The following is a 17,479-nucleotide window of genomic DNA, read 5'->3' as shown; positions in this document are numbered from 1 at the left end:
CATGATTTTATCAGTAGATAAGGTCATGTTTTTTTATTATCTGTTGAAGCGCACAAAAAAGACGGAATGGAAATCACTCCGCCTTTTATTACTTAATCTGTCATCTTATAAATAACAACTTTTTACGCAGAATCTTTTTTCCAGTAAGAAACATCTATTTCAAGCGGAATGTTACGAGCTCTAGCTTTATTACCCGCTTTGAAAAAGAGTGCAATTAGAAGAATTGCTCCAATTAATCCACCAATCCAAGATGCTGTCATAGGCATTCTAAATCCTATCTGAGCATTTAGAATATAGGTGATAACCATAACAAGCATAAAACTTCCAGGGATTAATGAAATCCAGTAATTTTTCTTAGCGATATATAAATACATTGCCCCGACAAAGAGTGCTATGACCGCTGTCGCTTGATTAGCCCAACTGAAATACCTCCACAATATATTAAAGTCTATTTGTGTTAACATAACAGAGATCGCAAATAGAGGGAAAGCAATTAAAAATCGCTTGGATATTTTTTTCTGAGAAATATTGAAGTATTCAGCGATGATCATCCGGGCGCTTCTAAATGCCGTATCGCCAGAAGTAATAGGAAGAACAACCACACCAAGAACAGCAATTGTGCCGCCAATTGCGCCAAGCATAACCGTTGAGACTTCGGTCACAATGGCCCCTGGACCTCCTGCTGCAAGCATCTCATTTAATCCACCGTAACCATTTACCAAACTCATAGCTGCAGCAGCCCATATCATTGCGATAATGCCTTCTGCAATCATCATGCCGTAAAAGATCTTACGACCCTGTTTTTCATTTTTTGTTGTCCTAGAGATGATAGGTGTTTGAGTTGCGTGAAACCCAGATAGTGCACCACATGTAATCGTAAAGAAAATAAGTGGCATAATTGGTAAATTCTCTGGGTGGAAATTTGTTAAAGATATATTTGGAATAGGTGCTCCTGTTACAATCATGCCGATGCCAATTCCTAGCGTACTTACAACCAGTAGTGCGCCAAAGTATGGATATACTCGACCAATGATTTTATCAACAGGTAACAAGGTTGCAAGGATGTAATAGATGAATATGACGGCAATTAGTATACCTAGAGCAATTCGACCATTCATTAAGAGATGAAGCAAACTAGCTTGGAGTTGAAACAAAAACTGTACCAACTAATAATAATAATAAAATAGCAAAAGCATTGACAACATGTTTCATTGCTTTACCTAAAAACTTACTAGCTAATTCAGGCAAGTGTGCACCTTTGTTTCGAATGGAGATCATACCTGTTAAGTAATCATGAACAGCACCTGCAAAGATACAACCTACTACAATCCAAATGAATGCAACTGGACCATAAAGTGCGCCCATTATTGGACCGAAAATAGGTCCTGTACCGGCGATATTTAAAAGCTGAATGAGCGAATTTTTAGGTGTACTCATTGGTACATAATCAACGCTATCTGCATTTACATAAGCTGGTGTTGGTCTTTCTTCTTTCACACCAAAAATGCGTTCAACCACCTTTCCATACGTAAAATAACCAATAATTAAAAGAATAATGCCACATAAAAATGTAATCATAATTCCATTCCTCCTTTATTTATGAATGCGCTTACATTAAGTTTAAGTTATTTTAAGTGAAAAAGACATGATAATAACCAAAAAAATATTTTGTATTTTTTTTCTTAGGCAGGAATGTTGATGGTTAATGTCTAATATTAGCTTATTCCCTAAAAAAGGAGGCTAGATCAATTTTTTTCATTCCCTCAGCTTTTCCTCTTTGTAGCCACAAATCCCTTCTAATCTAAAGGAGCGGATTCCATTGAAAAGATACCTACGTTCTCAAAAAGGGTTTACCCTCGTCGAAATGCTTGTTGTACTTATGATCATTTCGATACTTCTGTTAATTGCGATCCCCAATATGACAAAAAACAACGAAGTCGCAGGTGAAAAAGGCTGCGATGCTACAAAGAAACTTCTTCTGGGCCAAGTGTCCGTTTACGAAATGGAAGAAGGTAATGCACCTACTTCTGTCTCAGATTTAGTGGAAGCCGGGTATGCCGATACAGCAACTTGCCCAAATGGAGAGACGTTAGAATTGGATGATCTTGTTTTTGAACGATCCTCATGAACGAAAATGGCTACACATTGATCGAAACACTGATCACTTTATCACTCCTCTCTGTCTTAACCCTACTTCCGATATTAACCTTCTCAAACTTCCGTGAACATCATGAAGCAAATTACGTATCTTGGCAACTTAAAGAAGATTATTTGTTAGCCCAACATACAGCTATGGCAAGAGGAGAATCGGTTAGTTTGAGGAGCACCTCAAGTTCTTATCACATTAGGCTTTTGAATGGCTCTAAATATCTTGAAAGACAGTTCTCCACAGCCGATATGTTGATTACACCCATTTCACTAACGGGCAATTATGTCTCATTTAATCGGAATGGGAATCCGAGATATGCAGGCACGATTCTCTTACGCACTCACAAAAGGGAGTTTATTTATGTTCTCCACTTAGGGAAGGGGAGAATTCGCTATTCAGAAATATAACGGCTTTACATTAATAGAGGTTATGCTGTCCTTATTTCTTCTATCGGTGTTAGCTATGTTTATCCTGCCTGTGTATATAAAAGTCCAACAGGAACGAGTTGTGATTAAGCAGCAGCAAGAGGCACTGCTTATTCTTGAAGATTATGTTCTCGATTATATTCACACGGGCAACCTTCAGGAATTGAATCACTCGTTGTATAACTTGGAGAGAACAGAACTACCTGATAACTCCACACAATTTTGTCTAAACTGGAAAGGAGCGAGTTTGAAAAATCAAAAAAGTTGTCTTTATGCTAAAAAATAAACGCGGTTATACGCTTCTAGAAGCACTAATTGCGTTCAGTATCACGATGCTAATCGTCAGCCTTGTTCCATTAGCATTTAAGACCATCATGTGGTCTCCGTTTTCTGGATATGAATCAAGTCTTGAATTGAATGTGTTCCTAAATCAGTTATCTGTTGATGTTCGTGAATCAGGAGATATGGTTGTGGATAAGAATAAGGTAACACTAATGATTAATAATGAAGAGGTACGCTACGAAATAATCTCAGGTTCCATTCGACGTTTTGTACAAGGTAGGGGATATGTACCGATGCTTCATTCTGTTCAATCCTTCTCTTGTTCAGTGGAGGAGAGCCGATTAAGCTGTGACACTGTTTTGCAAAATGGATTATCGGCTCAACGTTCAATGAGTAGTATGTTCAGCAAAGTGGCTGATTTATCATGAGAAATCAGCATGGCTTTGCCTATCCATTAACCTTAATTATAGTGGCTATACTAACATTATCCTGTCTGTACACCATACAGCTGTATGAAGTTGAAAAACGATTTGTGCTTGAGCAAGAAAAGTTACTGCAACTAGACAATTTAGTCCAAATGGGAATTATCGATTATATAAAGCAATCTGAAAAGAGTGAAGGAATAGAAGAGCGACATTATGAAGTTGGATCTATTACCTTTACGACAAGGAAACAAACTGATGAGGTTGTTCGAGTGGAGTTACATTCAAAAGTTGGTCCTCATCACAAAAGATGGTCAATTATTCATTACAATCTTAATACTGACTCAATGATTTACTTTCAGGATATGAATTGATTTAATCATGAGGGATTGGGCACACTTAGAGGAAAAGAGTGCAGGGAAGTGTTGAATATGTCGTTACAAGATTTAGTCAAATTTATTACGCAGCAAGCTGTGATTCAAATGGATAAACCGACAACCATCAGAAAAGAAGAACGGAAGCGGAGGAAATCTGACAAAGGCACATTATCGTTTCGGGCATTTGGTGTTGTGCCAATGGCAATCGGTTGGTTTTTCAAACGAAATAAACAGTAAATCGTCTTAAAAATGGATGGATTAATGACGCCGCTTCCATTAATGCATATCAGAAGCGGCGAAAGCATTTACAAACAGGAAAATTAGGGTATATAATATAAGAGCAATCATTAGAAATCGCATACATTAATGAAGGAGGCACAGCATATGGAACGGATGTATCGTGTGCTCGCTTTTTGGACAGGGATATTTGCTGTATTGTTTTTTGCTGGAGATATGTACGAAATGGCTTTGCTTTTCTTCGCACAAACAGCAATCCTGCTTGCTTTAAGTTATTTGTATTTATCTGAGCGAGTGTATATCTACATATTTGGCGCGTATCTAACCATCTTTTTTGTCGGATTTACGTATTATTCAACGTTTGTACTTGTACCAAGCTTTGGTGGACACTAAAAACCGGTCAGCTCAAGAGCATAACCGGTTTTGATGATGAAACTACAAGGCATTTAGAAAAGGATTTGAATCCATTTCAGCTGAGATTGTTGTTGTTGGACCGTGGCCACATGCCACAATCGTTTCCTCGGGTAATTCCATTAATTTTGAGTTGATGCTTGCGATGAGTTGTTGGTGGTTTCCACCTGGCAAATCAGTGCGTCCAACACTTCCAAAAAAAGGGCATCTCCTGAAAAGACAATGTCTTCTTCTTTAAAGTAGAAGGAGACACTACCAGGTGAATGTCCAGGTGTTTCAAGCACATCACATGTGAATGAGCCGATCTGTAACGGTTGTTCCTTTGTGAGAATATGCTCTGCTGGCTTTGCTGTTACCTTTGTCCGCCCAAGAAATGCAGTGGAGCGATTCAGCTCTGGATCACCTAACCAGTTTTCTTCTTCCTTGTGTAGATAGACTGGTAAGGAAAAAGCATCCCGTACATCGTCTACTGCGCCAATATGGTCAAAGTGGGCATGTGTCAGTAAAATCGCCAGTGGTTTTAGTTGGTTTTCGTTTAACCAATGAATGAGTGTATCTGCGTCACCACCTGGATCAAAAATTAGTGCGTCACCTTCTGAATTTGTAAGAACATATGCATTTGTTTGGATCGGTCCAAGCGGAATCTGTGTCCAAGCCATGTTGATCCTCCTTATAAAAATGATATTGTATGAGTATCATATCCTTTTTTAGAGGCTCGATCAAAACATTCACTTTATTTGTACGTAAAAAAGTAGAGTAGAAGGAGGGATTCTTTTGTTTCTGGCTATTGTATTTTTAATCATCACCATTCTTGCTGTCATTGGTGGCATTCGTGAAATGAAACGAATGAACTTATTTGCAGTAGGCTTTTCGTTTGTTACTGTTGTCGTCTTTGGATTCTTCTCCGTTATGACGTTGTATTCACTCATAACAACCGGTGAAGGAGCCCCTGTTACTACACACTAATATGTAGAATCAAATGAAATGGACATCCACGCTACTAGTGAGCGGGATGTCCATTTGTTTCGGTGAAAACTTGTTTTTGTAAAAAGAAAAGCCCGCCATTAATGATCTCCACTTCAATTCGCGGTTCATATTGTTCTTTGAGTGCTTGCTTCTCCAGCTCATAGCTTTCAGGTTTTTCCTCGTATTCTTCATAAAAGCTCTCCAATAGTTCCAGATCCTGCTTCCATCGTTCTCTTGCTCGTATTGCCCAATCATCAGGTTCATTGTTTGCAAATGTCTGGACCATCTTTTGTAGCCTAATTAACCCACTAGCTGGCTTAATGAGTGAAGCAAGTGTAAAACAGTAGTCAGGTAACTTTGGCGTAAGTGGTGTTTGCATCATTTTTAAATGAAAATCACTAACGATTTGACCGTGTATCAGGTTTAGTCCTAATGATAAAAGAACATCTTTTTTTCGGTCACATTGAAAGGACACCTTTGCATTTATATTAATCCAAGGCTGTAAAGGAATGGACTGTCCTGAATGAACAGTCACATTCTCATACATACGGATATACGAACCTAGAGACGTAGTCGATTGAAATAGTTGATGAAGCCGTGGCGAACCAAAGTGTATATATTCCCCTTTTAGATCATTGTTTGTTTGATGATCCGTTATCAACGTCATTGTCAATGGATTAGGTATGCCACCAGTCTTCTCTAAATAATGCCAATAGAAAGGACGATTCATTAATAATTTATCCATTTCAACAGATAATTGTACGGTCATATAATTTGGTTTTCTTTCCACAGTAGGGCAGTCATTTGCTGAAAAGTACCTCTCCACATAGTTACGAACTTCGGATTGATTCATTATAATCCTCCTCTTCGGAATCTGCTTGGGCCGCATCATTCATAATATTTGCAAGATGAGATAGCTTTAGTTTCACTTCGCCATCCGAGTCTGAATGAAGAATCACGTCTTTTACATACTCGTCTACATTCGGTAGGTGGATACGTGTCAGAATCTCGTCTAGTTGTCCTATGACCTTCTCAAAAAGATTGATTTTATCATAAAGTAACTCGAGAATTTTTTGTTCTACTGTATCTTGAACTGCAAAATTATAAATATGAACATCTTTTAATTGACCAAGTCGGTGGATTCGACCGATCCGTTGTTCAATTCTCATTGGATTCCAAGGAAGATCGTAGTTGATAATGTGACTGCAGAATTGAAGGTTAATTCCTTCGCCACCAGCTTCTGTTGCAATTAGTACCTGCGCGTGATTTTTGAATAACTCACGCATCCAGTCTTTTTTACCCCGCTTAAACCCTCCACGAAAAGGAACCGACGTAATTCCATTTTGTTTAAGAAACCATTGTAGATACAATTGTGTGGCCCGGTATTCAGTGAAGATAATGACTTTCCCGTCAATGCCTTTGATTAATTCTAATGCTTTTTCAGCCTTGGCGTGATGTTCTACCTTGGCTGCTTGTTCAAGTAGAGCTATGGCCTCTTGATTGTCTCGCCCTTCGGCTTCGGCTTTTTCAATGATATTTTTTAAAGTCATAAAAGTCGCTTCTCGGCTTGAGCAAATCTCTCGTTTTAGTGTAAGTAGTGCAAAGTGATTTGTTCCAAGTTCAGAGATCGCATCATATAGCGCTCGTTCCTGCTGACTAAACGTGATCGGTACCGTTTCCACAATACGTTTTGTCCACTTAATACCCGTCTCTTCACGGCGGTTTCGCACCATCACTTTGTTAACAAGTGCACGAAGTTTTTCGTCATTACGTGGTGAGCGACCATTAGAACGGAATTCTTTTTCGAAGCTTGTTAGGTCACCTAGATGTCCTGGTTTTAATAGAGAAACAAGATTAAAGATTTCCTCTAGTTTATTTTGTACAGGTGTCGCTGTTAGGAGCAAACAGAACTTCTTTTTTAAGCTACGAATGAATTCATAGTTTTTTGTGTTTGGATTTTTAAGCTTGTGTGCTTCATCAATGACAACGAGATCATATGATTGTGCAAGGACAAGGTCACGGTGTGGCTGACGTTTAGCAGTATCAATCGAAGCTACAACGACATCACACTGTTCCCATACATACGATTTCTTTTGCGGAATAGCAGGGATATAGAATTTGCTATTTAGTTCAACCGCCCACTGTGAAACAAGGGAAGCAGGAACTAGGATTAAGATTTTTTTTGCTAGACCACGAATCATATATTCTTTGAGAATCAAACCAGCTTCAATGGTTTTACCTAGACCAACTTCATCAGCTAATATGGCTTTTCCGTTCATTTCTTCAATGACCGTTTTTGCTACTTCTAATTGATGTGGAAAAGGTTCAAGCTGTGGTAAGTGGGCAGGAGCCAACAAGCCATGGAAATCAGAAACTTTTTGGTGTTGATGGGCTTCATAGGCTAAACAATAATTTTCCAAGCTTGCCCATTGACCATCTGAATCAAGTCGTTGAAGAAATTCTGTGCGCCATGAATCGTCAAAATGTATAGGAACAGTCACGATTTGTCGTCTCCTTTGCCTGAAAATTTAAAGTAACTTTGAAAATATAGTTGCGCCTTACTTGGACTATTGATAGGATATACAGTGTAAAGAGTATCAACATCTATTACTAGTATGTACCAATTTTCACAAAACATAATACAATCTTTTGCGGATGAAGGTAAAGGGAGAGATCGGGCACTGCCCGGCGCCGAAGGAGCAAGCAGTGATGTGAATCTCTCAGGCAAAAAGACTTTTACGTGACGCAACTCTGGAGAGAGCTTGCTATGCAAGCCACCCACGAAGACAATTCGGCAAAAGCCCGAGTGAAACTTTCTGGTTCAAGGACAGGGTGATACACCATTTGCGTGTATCAGTCTGTCTTTTTTTGTTTAATAGTTCAAACTATTCGTTCATCAGGAGGAGAAGCATGGCTGACTTAAAACGAACACCTTTATTTGAGTTGTATCAGGAACACAATGCAAAAACGATTGACTTTGGAGGCTGGGATTTACCTGTTCAGTTTAGTAGTATCAAAGCTGAACACGAGGCTGTGCGTACTCAAGCCGGTTTATTTGATGTATCACATATGGGTGAGTTTGAAGTTGAAGGAGTTGGATCACTGGCTTTTTTGCAGAAGCTTCTAACAAATGATCTCTCGAAGCTTGTTGATGGTCAGGCGATTTACACGGCGATGTGTTATGAAAATGGTGGTACAGTAGATGATTTGCTAGTCTACAGAAAAGCAGATGAACAATATTTGGTTGTTGTTAATGCGTCCAACATAGAAAAAGATTGGGATTGGATGGTTCAGTATAAGCCGGAATCAGTCTCTATGAACAATATTTCAGATGACACAGCACTATTGGCGATTCAAGGGCCACTTGCAGAAAACATTCTTCAGAAACTAACAGATGAGGATCTTGCAGACATCCGTCCATTTCGTTTTAAAGATAATAGTACAGTGGCAGGAGTAAAAGCGTTAGTTTCCCGAACAGGTTATACAGGGGAAGATGGCTTTGAGCTTTATGTGAAATCAGCGGATGCACCGTCATTATGGGGTCAGCTTCTTACAGAAGGTGCGGAAGATGGACTTGTTCCTACTGGACTTGGTGCGCGCGATACATTGCGCTTTGAAGCAAAGCTAGCATTATACGGACAAGAGCTTACAAAAGACATTTCACCACTTGAAGCAGGTATTGGATTTGCTGTGAAGGTGAACAAAGAGGATCCGTTCATTGGACAAGATGCTCTTAAGCGGCAGAAGGAAGAGGGGCTCTCTCGTAAGCTTGTTGGAATTGAAATGCTAGATAAGGGTATTCCACGTGCGGGTTATGAAGTGTTTGTAGACGGAGAGTCGATTGGCTTTGTAACAACCGGAACGCAATCACCAACGTTGAAGAAAAATGTTGGACTTGCCTTACTTGATATAAACCATACAGAACTTGGAACAAAAGTAGAAGTTCAAGTCCGTAAAAAACGTATTGCAGCTATTGTAGTAGCCACTCCATTTTACAAACGACCACGTTCATAGGGAAGGATTTGTTGAAGATGAATAATCGTTATTTACCAATGACAGAAACCGATAGCAAAGAGATGCTTGAAGCAATTGGTGTTGAATCAATTGAAGAATTGTTTGCTGATATCCCAAAGGAAATTCGCTTTAAGGGACAGCTTGATATTGAAAAAGCATTAAAAGAACCCGAGCTGATTAAATTTTTCCAAGGGCTTGCAGCAAAAAACGTTTCCGTAAAAAGCACGCCGTCGTTTTTAGGGGCGGGAGTTTACGATCATTATATTCCATCGATTGTGAATCACGTCATTTCGCGTTCGGAATTTTACACGGCGTATACACCGTATCAGCCTGAGATCTCACAGGGAGAACTACAAGCAATTTTTGAATTTCAAAGTATGATCTGTGAACTAACTGGCATGGATTTAGCGAATTCCTCTATGTATGATGGTCCAACCGCGCTTGCGGAAGCCGCAATGATGAGCTGTGGTCATACTAAAAAGAAAACAATCCTGGTTTCCAAAGCTGTTCATCCGGAAGCTCGTGCGGTTTTAAAAACAAATGCGTATGGACAAAGTTTAACAGTCGTTGAGATTGATACAAAAGATGGTGTAACGGACGTAAACCAGCTTAGAGAACAGTATAACGATGATACTGCTTGTGTACTCGTTCAATATCCTAACTTCTTTGGGCACATTGAGCCATTAGCGGAAATCGAAGAAATTACGCATCAAGGTAAGGCTTTATTAGCTGTATCAAGTAATCCACTTGCGTTAGGTTTGTTGAAGTCACCTGGTGAATTTGGAGCGGATATTGTTGTTGGAGATGCACAGCCTTTTGGTATTTCTATGCAATATGGTGGTCCTCACTGTGGATATTTTGCAACAACCAAAAAGTTAATGCGTAAAGTGCCAGGTCGTTTAGTTGGTCAAACAGTTGATGATCAAGGGCAACGCGGTTTTGTACTAACTTTACAAGCTCGTGAACAGCATATTCGTCGAGATAAAGCGACTTCTAATATCTGTTCAAACCAAGCGTTAAATGCACTAGCGGCTTCCGTTGCAATGACCGCAATTGGCAAAAAAGGTGTAAAAGATATGGCGTACCAGAATATCCAAAAGGCTGCGTACTTAAAAAATAAGCTGAAAGAGCAAGGTATAAAGCTTGTAAATGAATCACCAACGTTTAATGAGTTTGTGATTCAACTCGATCAATCGGCAAAAACCGTTAATGAAAAACTTCTGGAAAAAGGATTTATTGGAGGATACGAACTAGAGCGTGATGATGAGGCGTTTTTAGGACAGATGTTGATTTGTGTAACAGAAGTTCGTACAAAAGAAGAGCTTGGATGCATTTGCGAGTGAATTGGGGGCATTACAATGAGCACAGATAATCAAGCGTTGATTTTTGAATTAAGCAAACCTGGTCGAGTTGGACATAGCCTGCCTGATCTTGATATTCCAGAGCTTGGATCTAGGTTCATTACTGCCAGATGAATATGTTCGAGTGAATGAGCCTGAACTTCCTGAAGTATCAGAGCTGCAAATCATGCGTCATTATACAGCATTGTCGAAGCGTAATCACGGTGTTGATTCAGGTTTTTATCCACTTGGATCCTGCACAATGAAATACAACCCGAAAATCAATGAAGATGTTGCGCGTATTGATGGACTAGCAAATGTTCATCCTTATCAGCCTGTAGCTCAGGTTCAAGGTTCACTTGAGTTACTTCATAACCTGCAAACGTCTCTTGCTGAGATTACTGGAATGGATGAAGTGACCCTTCAACCAGCGGCAGGTGCCCATGGTGAGTGGACTGGTTTGATGATGATTCGTGCGTATCATGAAGCAAGAAATGATTCCAAGCGGACGAAAGTCATTGTTCCTGATTCAGCACATGGTACAAATCCTGCATCAGCAACGGTTGCTGGTTTTGAGTCTGTAACTGTACGCACAGATGAACATGGTCTTGTGGATCTGGAGCATTTACGTGAGGTTGTCAGTGATGAAACAGCAGCTTTAATGCTAACAAATCCAAACACACTAGGCCTATTTGAAAGCTATATTATTGAAATGGCTTCAATTATCCACGAGGCTGGCGGAAAACTTTATTATGATGGAGCTAACTCAAATGCTATCCTTGGTATCGCAAGACCAGGAGACATGGGCTTTGATGTGGTTCATTTGAACTTACACAAAACATTTACAGGACCACACGGTGGTGGTGGCCCAGGATCTGGTCCGGTAGGTGTGAAAAAAGACTTGATCGACTTCTTACCTAAGCCTATTTTAGTGAAGACGGTGGATGGCTATGACTTTGATTATAATCGTCCTAAATCAATTGGACGTGTTAAACCTTATTATGGTAACTACGGAATTAACGTACGTGCCTATACGTACATTCGAACAATGGGACCAGAAGGATTACGTCAGGTTTCTGAATATGCCGTGTTAAATGCGAATTATATGATGCGTCGCTTGGCTCCTCATTATGACTTGCCATACACACAGCATTGTAAGCATGAATTTGTTCTTTCAGGTAAACGTCAGAAGAAGCTTGGCGTTCGTACACTAGACATTGCCAAACGATTACTCGACTTTGGGTATCATCCACCAACTATCTACTTCCCACTAAATGTTGAGGAATGTATGATGATTGAGCCGACCGAAACTGAGTCGAAAGAAACATTAGATGAGTTTATTGATGCTATGATTCAAATTGCAAAAGAAGCAGAAGAGAATCCAGAGATTGTTCAAGAAGCTCCGCATCACACGGTGATCGGCAGACTAGATGAAACATTGGCTGCACGTAAACCAGTTTTACGCTATGAAAAAGCGGAATAAGTTATGATTAAAAAACAAGGAGGGTTATCCCGCCTTGTTTTTTTGTAAGAGCTTCAATATATAGAAAGCTATAAGAAGGACACAAATAGTCCTTCTTTACTCCATTATAAGACCAGTTTGTTTAGGAATATTGTATAATAAACTCAAAAGTTTTTTTCAGATAGAGGGTAAAAAATGGATAATGAGACAGCCAGAAATATTAGAGGGAATTTAACGGCTGATTGTTCGAAGTGCTTTGGACTTTGTTGCACAGCGCTTACTATTGTAGCATCAAGTGATTTTCCGATTAACAAACAAGCAGGTACTCCTTGTATGAATTTGCAATCCGATTACAGTTGCCAAATTCATAGTCAGTTAAGGGATAAAGGTTTCAAAGGCTGTACAGTATTTGATTGTTTGGGTGCGGGACAAGTCGTTTCTCAAGTTACTTTTAACGGTGAGAGTTGGCGAGAAAACCCTGACATTGGGAAGAAAATGTTTCGAGTGTTTCCCATCATGGAGCAAATTCATGAAATAATTGCTTACGTGGCAGAAGCTCTGTCTTACGATATACCGATTGATTTAGCTGACAAGTTGGGAAAACAGTTAACGGAATTGCAGGCTTTAACGAAGTTAGATGCAGATAATTTATTGTCACTTGATCTAGTAATGTACCGATTTTCTTCAAACGAGCTGCTTACTTTAGCAAGTGATTTTGTTAGGAGAAAAACAATTAATAAAATGCCTGGTGTTAGAAAAATTAAAGAATTTGACCATCAGAGAGCTAATTGGATGGGGAAAAAGTTAAAGGGAAAAGATTTAAGAGCAACTGATTTTAGGGGAGCCTATTTGATTGCCGCGGACATGAGAAATACGGATTTAAGAGCAGTCGATTTTATTGGTGCGGATTTGCGAGATGTTAATTTCTGTGGTGCTGATCTGTCAACTGGCATGTTTTTGACCCAAATGCAAATTAATTCAGCTAAAGGTAATGTAAAGACAACATTGCCTTCTCATATACATCGACCTTCTCATTGGATCAACTAATTTTTTTCATGCTTATTCAAGAATTGGGCACATTAATGATAGAATTAAAGCCTAATTCCTCGCTAATAATACCGAGAAATTAGGCTTTTTTTAATCTTTGAATTTGTTTAACATTGTAAATCCGCGTTTTCCTGAAGCTACTCCTAATTAATCTCTTTCACTTTTTAAAATCTCTTTTGTTACAGCGTCGATTTCAACATCATATTCAGCACCATCTAGCACTAATTCTAATTCATAAACAGAAACACGATCGTCTGTATCTAATTCAATATCGGTTACTTTGGCATTTTCACCAACTTCAGTTATTGCTAGTGTTTTTGCATCATCTGCTGAGATCAGATCACCGGATTGTGGGATATCAATAGCAAAGTCGTCATCGATTGAGAGGATCTCACCTGTTTCGCCATTGACTTTTACATCTTCGCCTTCACCGTTCACATTAAACTCAACTTCATAAACATACTGTCCATTTTCAATCTCTAGTTCAGTCTTAATGACATCATCCAAATGTACAGCTTCTTTTGCTGCGGTTTCTGCGTCTTCTTGGTTAATGGCAGCTCCATTAGCGGCATCTGTTCCTAAAAGATTACCATCAACATCGATGATCTGACCGCTTTCCTCAAGAATATCTAGATCAAATTCTTGTCCGTCGAGTTTAACTTCAACTTCATAGTAGACAACACCGTCATCTGTATCTTTTTCTATATCTGTTACTACACCACCAAGAAAATCTTCTGCTTTGGCTACTGCATCTTGCTCGGTAATTGGATTAGTTGAAGCTTGTAATGTTAAAGCTGGTTCTGCTTCTGCAATTTGATTACCTGTAGATGCAAATGCTACTGATGTTCCTCCGATGGCTAATGCTCCTGCTAATGTAAATACAATTGGTTTTTTCATGATTTATCATCCCTTCGTTTGTTTGACTATAACCATAGTATAGACAGTCAAAATGAAAGGACGCTGAATCTAAAATGAGAATTTGATGAGAAACTCATTAATATTCAAATTGAATAATTTGTCCGGTGACCGCATCAATAATGACAGTCACATCTTCATCCGTTTCTTGATCTTCAATTTCTACCTCGTATACCATTCGTCCGTCTGCGTCCTCTAAATCAACATCATCTACAACGCCATTAATTTCACGTAAAGCAATATCGATGGCTTCTTGTTCAGTTATATAATTCGATTGTTGTCCATTTTCTGTTTGTAACGTATTACGAAGCTCTTCGCCCGTTTTGGCATGAATGTCAATTTCACCATCCCCTTCAGTGTTTTCCACTTCGGCCGCCCATATTGGTGGAGTCACGTCTTCTTTAAGCTCAAGGTCCTTAATAACGGCATCAGTTGGAACAAGTTGGAGAACTCGTTCTCTTGCCTCGCCTGCACTTAGAAAATCAGTAGCTTCTGTAGAGTTGTCTTCTACAGGCACAAGAGAAAGGATCGTCCCAGTCTCCTCACTAATCTCAATCTCATAGAGCCCATCTTCGCGTTTTATGACAGCATAATACGTGCCATCTTTTAAGGTGATCTCTGTTGGTGCACTACCATATTGAGCTTCGATTAATTCAATGGTCTCGTTTAGAGTTAGAGAAGGATCTTCAGAACGAAAAAAGAAAAATAGTCCAATACCAACAATTAGAAGAGCAATGATAAAAAAGGTAATACGTATTGGTGATTTGGCCATTATATTACTCCTCCTCAGATTGATGGATTGGCAAGCTAACAATAAAAGTAGATCCTTTGCCTAGTTCACTATGAACACGAATCGTGCCACTGTATTGTTCTACAATTTTTTTTGCGATGGACAGTCCTAATCCTGAGCCGCCAGATTGTCGGTTTCGGTCTTCAGAAACTCGGAAAAAACGTTCAAAGATTTGAGGTTGATCCTGCAGGGGAATCCCGATCCCTGTATCTTTTATTTCAATTGTGGCTTGATTTTGATCTGAATATAATTGAACATGAAGAGCTTGCTCACTGTATTTAATGCCATTTTCCAATAGAATAAAGAGCAGCTGTTTTATTGTATTTTCATGACCTAAAACGTATATATTCTCATCAGCCGAAAGCTGTATTTCACGATTAAAGGAATGACTAATTCGTTCTGCTGTTTCCTTAATGATGCCTGGATAAATGAAGCCTCGACATTGGTTGAACTGTTTGATTATCCCCCATTGCAAGATCGAGCATTTGCTGAGTCATACCACGCATCCTCAAAGCTTCTGAATAGATCGCTTCAACGGCTTCATCTAATATAGCAGGGTCTTTTTTACCCCAACGTTTTAAAAGACGTGCATAGCTTTCAATAACAGTTAGTGGTGTTTTTAATTCGTGTGAAGCATCTGAAACAAATTGCTGCTGCTTTTCAAAATTTTGCTGAAGTAATTCAATCATGTGATTAAATGTTGCACTCATTTGAGCTAATTCATCCGTTTGTTTAGATGTGACATTAATCTTTTTAAATGTTCCTTTCCGGCTAATTTCATCCATTGTGCCAATTAATGTCCGAATAGGAGTTAAGATAAATCGGCTTAGCAGCTGACCCGCAATAAAGGACGGAATTAAAACAAGAAGCGACGCTGTTAATAGAACCGTTTGAAGTAGTCTGAGCGCATTGGAATAATGTTCGATTGATTCGACCAACTCAAGTGTAACAATGGAGCCATCATCCCATATTAGTGGCTGTCTAGAGATGGCATATTCTGCATTCTCATACGTCACAATAGCTGCTTCTTGACTTGTTGTATATGTGGCTTGGATGTTCCTGTATGTTGGATTTTTTGTGAGTGTTTTTCCGATACGATCATCTGAACGAACAACACGTAGCATACCTTCCCCAATTAAATAATTGTCCATTAATAAACTGGGGGTGGGGTGGTTGCCTATCGTCTCAATAGCTGCTTGCCCCTGATCACTAATCTGATTAAGTTCCGATTCTTCCATAAACTGTTTGAAAAATAAATAAACAGCACTGTTCACGACAAGTAAGATGATAAACAACCAAACAGTTGTTACTAATATAATTCGGCGATTAAGTTTCATGAACGACGATCTTTCAGCATGTAACCTGCACCACGAACTGTATGAAGTAGTTTTGGTTCAAAGTCTTTATCCATTTTTTGACGAAGGTATCGGATATAGACATCGACAATATTTGTGTCACCAATATAATCAAATCCCCATACATGTTGAAGTAGCTGGTCTCTTGTTAGTACTTGATTAGGGTTGTGTAGTAGAAATACTAATAGATCATATTCGCGCGCTGTTAATGTAACCTCAAGTCCTGCTCGTGTCACTTCTCTTGAGGCGGTATGGACTTCAAGGTCAGCTATGTTTAGAAGACTCTCATCTTCTTTTTGCTGTGAACTCGGCAATTGTCTTAGATTTGCTCGAATTCTTGCCAATAATTCTTCAATTTCAAAAGGTTTTGTTACATAATCATTTGCCCCTTGATCAAGCCCGGATACTTTATCGACAACGTTGTCTCTAGCAGTCAACATAATAACAGGTGTTTGGTCTTTGCGATCTCGCATTCGTCGTAGTAGCTCCATACCACTCAATCCTGGTAGCATAACGTCTAATATAACTAAAGCCCATGATTGACTCTGGAGAAGCTCCCAGGCAGTTATTCCTTCATGTGCTGTTTCGGTCTGGTACCCCTCATATTCAAGCTCTAGTTTTAATATCCGAGCAATTTTCTCTTCGTCTTCTACAATTAAAATACGTTTATCATCCGGCATGCTCGTCAAATCCTTCCAAACGTCGGTTGTTTTAAGGTTACTGTACAATGAGATCTTAATCTTCGCAAGTTGGTGGGCCGTCTGCAACAAAAAAGCTCTTTCACATAAAGTGAGAGAGCTTTTTATTATGAAGCATTATTTCTTTTTAATTTTACCTGTCCACTTACGGAAGCCACCTTTTAACTGATAGATCTCGGTAGCGCCACGTTTTTTTCGGATGATACTTGCTGCTTGTCTACTTCTGGCTCCAGATTGGCAATACAGATAAATAGGTTGATCTGCGCGGAATTCATTAATGCGCTGACGGATTTGTGACATCGGAATATTTCTTGCGCCGAGTATATGGCCACCATCATATTCACGAGGTTCTCTCACATCAATTAATTGGGCTTTGCGATAGCCTTGAATAAATTCTTCTTGGGTTAAGTTTTTAATATACTTAGGTGTATAGAAACGTCTAACCGCTAAGTAAACAATTAGTGCTGCTAAAATGGCAATGATAATATACTGCAATTCCATGGCGGGTGTTGCACTCTCCTTCAACTAAAAAACTTTTCTACTAAATTATAAAGGTCAATTCGTTTTTTGGCAACGTGTTCACTTGTTT

18 protein-coding genes, 4 pseudogenes and 1 riboswitch are annotated in these 17,479 nt (G+C 39.2%); of the genes and pseudogenes, 12 read left to right on the top strand and 10 right to left on the bottom strand.

Going from position 1 to position 17,479, the window contains the following annotated elements; all coding sequences use genetic code 11:
• Window positions 1-122: 122 nt before the first annotated feature.
• Window positions 123-1,578 (bottom strand): annotated as a pseudogene (locus NDM98_RS05560) (carbon starvation CstA family protein).
• A 241-nt stretch (window positions 1,579-1,819) separates the two neighbouring features.
• Between NDM98_RS05560 and comGC the strand changes: the two are divergent.
• From comGC to NDM98_RS05530, 7 genes are all read left to right on the top strand, one after another.
• Window positions 1,820-2,128, top strand: a complete 309-nt coding sequence (gene comGC, locus NDM98_RS05555; RefSeq protein ID WP_285803882.1) for a competence type IV pilus major pilin ComGC — start codon at window positions 1,820-1,822, stop codon at window positions 2,126-2,128.
• On the top strand, window positions 2,125-2,556 hold the full coding sequence (comGD, locus tag NDM98_RS24570; protein ID WP_373370357.1) for a competence type IV pilus minor pilin ComGD: 432 nt from the start codon (window positions 2,125-2,127) through the stop codon (window positions 2,554-2,556). The genes comGC and comGD overlap by 4 nt, the downstream gene beginning before the upstream one ends.
• Entirely contained in the window at window positions 2,543-2,860 is a 318-nt protein-coding gene (comGE, locus tag NDM98_RS05550) for a competence type IV pilus minor pilin ComGE (protein WP_308807736.1), read from the top strand. The genes comGD and comGE overlap by 14 nt, the downstream gene beginning before the upstream one ends.
• Window positions 2,847-3,284 (top strand): competence type IV pilus minor pilin ComGF, encoded by a 438-nt coding sequence (gene comGF / locus NDM98_RS05545; RefSeq protein WP_251605194.1) that lies wholly within the window; start codon window positions 2,847-2,849, stop codon window positions 3,282-3,284. Before comGE ends, comGF begins: the two co-directional genes overlap by 14 nt.
• The gene (gene comGG, locus NDM98_RS05540) at window positions 3,281-3,652 is read left to right on the top strand and encodes a competence type IV pilus minor pilin ComGG (protein WP_251605193.1); all 372 of its coding nucleotides are present in this window, start codon (window positions 3,281-3,283) and stop codon (window positions 3,650-3,652) included. Before comGF ends, comGG begins: the two co-directional genes overlap by 4 nt.
• Before the next feature lie 57 nt (window positions 3,653-3,709).
• Window positions 3,710-3,892, top strand: a complete 183-nt coding sequence (locus NDM98_RS05535; RefSeq protein ID WP_251605192.1) for a YqzE family protein — start codon at window positions 3,710-3,712, stop codon at window positions 3,890-3,892.
• A 147-nt stretch (window positions 3,893-4,039) separates the two neighbouring features.
• Entirely contained in the window at window positions 4,040-4,285 is a 246-nt protein-coding gene (locus NDM98_RS05530) for a DUF2626 domain-containing protein (protein WP_251605190.1), read from the top strand.
• Between the two features lie 42 nt (window positions 4,286-4,327).
• Here the strand turns inward: NDM98_RS05530 and NDM98_RS05525 are convergent.
• Window positions 4,328-4,962, bottom strand: a pseudogene (locus tag NDM98_RS05525) (MBL fold metallo-hydrolase).
• Between the two features lie 115 nt (window positions 4,963-5,077).
• Between NDM98_RS05525 and NDM98_RS05520 the strand changes: the two are divergent.
• Window positions 5,078-5,269: a DUF2759 family protein gene (locus tag NDM98_RS05520; RefSeq protein WP_251605189.1), complete on the top strand. Its 192-nt coding sequence runs from the start codon at window positions 5,078-5,080 to the stop codon at window positions 5,267-5,269.
• Between the two features lie 34 nt (window positions 5,270-5,303).
• On the opposite strand, the gene NDM98_RS05515 is transcribed toward NDM98_RS05520, so the two are convergent.
• Both NDM98_RS05515 and NDM98_RS05510 read right to left on the bottom strand, forming a co-directional pair.
• Complete coding sequence (locus tag NDM98_RS05515; RefSeq protein ID WP_251605187.1) at window positions 5,304-6,122, bottom strand: YqhG family protein; 819 nt, start codon at window positions 6,120-6,122, stop codon at window positions 5,304-5,306.
• Complete coding sequence (locus tag NDM98_RS05510) at window positions 6,100-7,770, bottom strand: DEAD/DEAH box helicase (RefSeq protein ID WP_251605186.1); 1,671 nt, start codon at window positions 7,768-7,770, stop codon at window positions 6,100-6,102. The genes NDM98_RS05515 and NDM98_RS05510 overlap by 23 nt, the downstream gene beginning before the upstream one ends.
• 154 nt (window positions 7,771-7,924) lie before the next feature.
• Window positions 7,925-8,015: riboswitch (glycine riboswitch) on the top strand.
• Between the two features lie 164 nt (window positions 8,016-8,179).
• On the opposite strand from NDM98_RS05510, the gene gcvT reads away from it, so the two are divergent.
• From gcvT to NDM98_RS05490, 4 genes and pseudogenes are all read left to right on the top strand, one after another.
• Window positions 8,180-9,283: a glycine cleavage system aminomethyltransferase GcvT gene (gcvT, locus tag NDM98_RS05505; RefSeq protein ID WP_251605185.1), complete on the top strand. Its 1,104-nt coding sequence runs from the start codon at window positions 8,180-8,182 to the stop codon at window positions 9,281-9,283.
• A gap of 17 nt (window positions 9,284-9,300) precedes the next feature.
• Window positions 9,301-10,645 (top strand): annotated as a pseudogene (gene gcvPA / locus NDM98_RS05500) (aminomethyl-transferring glycine dehydrogenase subunit GcvPA).
• Window positions 10,642-12,106: pseudogene (gcvPB, locus tag NDM98_RS05495) on the top strand (aminomethyl-transferring glycine dehydrogenase subunit GcvPB). The pseudogenes gcvPA and gcvPB overlap by 4 nt, the downstream one beginning before the upstream one ends.
• A gap of 174 nt (window positions 12,107-12,280) precedes the next feature.
• Window positions 12,281-13,132 (top strand): pentapeptide repeat-containing protein, encoded by an 852-nt coding sequence (locus NDM98_RS05490; RefSeq protein ID WP_251605183.1) that lies wholly within the window; start codon window positions 12,281-12,283, stop codon window positions 13,130-13,132.
• 147 nt (window positions 13,133-13,279) lie between these two features.
• Here the strand turns inward: NDM98_RS05490 and NDM98_RS05485 are convergent, their stop codons facing one another.
• The 6 genes from NDM98_RS05485 to NDM98_RS05460 form a co-directional block, all read right to left on the bottom strand.
• Complete coding sequence (locus tag NDM98_RS05485) at window positions 13,280-14,029, bottom strand: PepSY domain-containing protein (protein WP_251605182.1); 750 nt, start codon at window positions 14,027-14,029, stop codon at window positions 13,280-13,282.
• 97 nt (window positions 14,030-14,126) lie between these two features.
• On the bottom strand, window positions 14,127-14,819 hold the full coding sequence (locus NDM98_RS05480) for a PepSY domain-containing protein (RefSeq protein ID WP_251605180.1): 693 nt from the start codon (window positions 14,817-14,819) through the stop codon (window positions 14,127-14,129).
• Window positions 14,820-14,823: 4 nt separating this feature from the next.
• Window positions 14,824-15,312: a sensor histidine kinase gene (locus NDM98_RS05475; protein ID WP_251605176.1), complete on the bottom strand. Its 489-nt coding sequence runs from the start codon at window positions 15,310-15,312 to the stop codon at window positions 14,824-14,826.
• Window positions 15,248-16,174, bottom strand: coding sequence for a histidine kinase dimerization/phospho-acceptor domain-containing protein (locus NDM98_RS05470; RefSeq protein ID WP_251605174.1), 927 nt, complete (start codon window positions 16,172-16,174; stop codon window positions 15,248-15,250). The genes NDM98_RS05475 and NDM98_RS05470 overlap by 65 nt, the downstream gene beginning before the upstream one ends.
• A complete protein-coding gene (locus NDM98_RS05465) occupies window positions 16,171-16,872 on the bottom strand; it encodes a response regulator transcription factor (protein WP_251605171.1) in 702 nt (233 codons plus the stop codon). The genes NDM98_RS05470 and NDM98_RS05465 overlap by 4 nt, the downstream gene beginning before the upstream one ends.
• Window positions 16,873-17,007: 135 nt before the next feature.
• On the bottom strand, window positions 17,008-17,391 hold the full coding sequence (locus tag NDM98_RS05460; protein ID WP_251605169.1) for a rhodanese-like domain-containing protein: 384 nt from the start codon (window positions 17,389-17,391) through the stop codon (window positions 17,008-17,010).
• Window positions 17,392-17,479: the final 88 nt, after the last annotated feature.

Source organism: Alkalicoccobacillus plakortidis (assembly GCF_023703085.1).
Lineage (GTDB): Bacteria > Bacillota > Bacilli > Bacillales > Bacillaceae_D > Alkalicoccobacillus > Alkalicoccobacillus plakortidis.
The sequence above is the reverse complement of the archived record's forward strand: the minus strand, read 5'-3'. Positions and strand labels throughout refer to the sequence as shown.

Excerpts from the sequence above, each read along its gene's own strand:
- comGD (WP_373370357.1), top strand. The coding sequence starts at position 2,125 with ATGAACGAAAATGGCTACACATTGATCGAAACACTGATCACTTTATCA.
- NDM98_RS05515 (WP_251605187.1), bottom strand. The coding sequence starts at position 6,122 with ATGAATCAATCCGAAGTTCGTAACTATGTGGAGAGGTACTTTTCAGCA.
- NDM98_RS05485 (WP_251605182.1), bottom strand. The coding sequence starts at position 14,029 with ATGAAAAAACCAATTGTATTTACATTAGCAGGAGCATTAGCCATCGGA.
- gcvT (WP_251605185.1), top strand. The coding sequence starts at position 8,180 with ATGGCTGACTTAAAACGAACACCTTTATTTGAGTTGTATCAGGAACAC.
- NDM98_RS05530 (WP_251605190.1), top strand. The coding sequence starts at position 4,040 with ATGGAACGGATGTATCGTGTGCTCGCTTTTTGGACAGGGATATTTGCT.
- NDM98_RS05480 (WP_251605180.1), bottom strand. The coding sequence starts at position 14,819 with ATGGCCAAATCACCAATACGTATTACCTTTTTTATCATTGCTCTTCTA.
- NDM98_RS05470 (WP_251605174.1), bottom strand. The coding sequence starts at position 16,174 with ATGAAACTTAATCGCCGAATTATATTAGTAACAACTGTTTGGTTGTTT.
- NDM98_RS05465 (WP_251605171.1), bottom strand. The coding sequence starts at position 16,872 with ATGCCGGATGATAAACGTATTTTAATTGTAGAAGACGAAGAGAAAATT.
- comGG (WP_251605193.1), top strand. The coding sequence starts at position 3,281 with ATGAGAAATCAGCATGGCTTTGCCTATCCATTAACCTTAATTATAGTG.
- NDM98_RS05460 (WP_251605169.1), bottom strand. The coding sequence starts at position 17,391 with ATGGAATTGCAGTATATTATCATTGCCATTTTAGCAGCACTAATTGTT.
- NDM98_RS05535 (WP_251605192.1), top strand. The coding sequence starts at position 3,710 with ATGTCGTTACAAGATTTAGTCAAATTTATTACGCAGCAAGCTGTGATT.
- comGF (WP_251605194.1), top strand. The coding sequence starts at position 2,847 with ATGCTAAAAAATAAACGCGGTTATACGCTTCTAGAAGCACTAATTGCG.
- NDM98_RS05490 (WP_251605183.1), top strand. The coding sequence starts at position 12,281 with ATGGATAATGAGACAGCCAGAAATATTAGAGGGAATTTAACGGCTGAT.